The following is a 1,230-nucleotide window of genomic DNA, read 5'->3' as shown; positions in this document are numbered from 1 at the left end:
ACCGACGAATTCAAGGCCCAAGCTGTTGCACTGGCTGAAACGGTCGGCAGAACCGAAGCCGCTCGTCAGCTAGAGATGTCTGTTAAGACGCTGGATAACTGGGTCGATGCGTCACGCAAAGGTCTTCCGTTGAGTTCACCAGAGCGTCAACCTGTAACCAAAGAGAGCAGCGAGCTGGCGCGATTACGGGCCGAGAATGCTGAACTCAAAATGGAGCGTGAAATCCTAAAAAAGGCGGCGGTATTCTTTGCCAAAGAGTCCAGGTGAGATACGCCTTCGTCGCTAAAGAGCGGGCTCAGTTCCCGGTACGTTTGTTGTGCCAGGTGTTGGGCGTGTCAGCTTCAGGATTTTACGATTACCTAAACCGCCCGGTTCGCCCGGATCCAGACAAACAGATTCGCATTGATCTGCGCAGGATCCATGCGGCCAGTCGAAGCACCTACGGGCGGCCACGGCTGGTCGAAGCATTGCGCCAGATGCCTCATCGAGTTGGCCACAAGCGGGTAACGCGGCTGATGCAGGAGGAAGGGATTCATGGCAAGCCCAAGGCTCGCTTCAGGCCGCAGACCACGGACAGTCGCCACTTCCAGCCTGTCGCAAGCAATGTGCTTGACCGTCAGTTCTCGGTACAGAGCGCCAATCCAGCCTGGGTGAGCGACATCACCTACATTTCAACTCGAGAAGGCTGGCTGTACCTGGCGGTGGTCTTAAGCATCCAGACCCGCCAGGTGCTGGGCTACAGCTTGGCGGACAGGATGCCGGATGATTTGGTTGAGCGCGCATTTATCAACGCTTGGAACGCCAGTTTGGGGTCTTCTGGGGTTGTGTTCCATTCCGACCAGGGACGCCAATATACGAGCAGCAAATTTCGCCAAGCATTGGCCGAAAAAGGCTTTACGCAGAGCATGAGCCGCAAAGGAAACTGCTGGGACAATGCCGTCGCTGAAAGCTTTTTCGCTACGCTTAAGAAGGAAGAAGCAAGTGGGGTCTATCAGAGCAAGAGGCTAGCTTATGGGGCAATCGCGAGCTACATCCATGGTTTCTACAACAGCAGTCGGCTGCATTCGGCGTTGGGCTATCGTTCACCGAATGCTTATGCAAAGGGCTTGAAGCAGAAGCCTTAACACCCAGCTTCTTGGCGTCCGCTGCCAAGGGACAGTTCCAGCAAAACCGCTCGCTCCTGCATCCGGCCCTACGCTACGCTCCGGGTCCCTTCGCTCCGGCACCTTC

General features: G+C 56.1%; 2 protein-coding genes. Both read left to right on the top strand.

The window, feature by feature from the left end; genetic code table 11:
- The coding region (locus AC07OF_RS25815) for a transposase (RefSeq protein ID WP_495073685.1) at positions 1-267 on the top strand (267 nt) is incomplete at its 5' end.
- Entirely contained in the window at positions 264-1,124 is an 861-nt protein-coding gene (locus AC07OF_RS25810) for an IS3 family transposase (RefSeq protein ID WP_495073684.1), read from the top strand. The genes AC07OF_RS25815 and AC07OF_RS25810, both read left to right, overlap by 4 nt.
- Positions 1,125-1,230: the final 106 nt, after the last annotated feature.

Source organism: Pseudomonas sp. GW821-FHT10B02, assembly GCF_059415665.1.
This window is presented reverse-complemented; position numbering and strand designations above follow the sequence as displayed.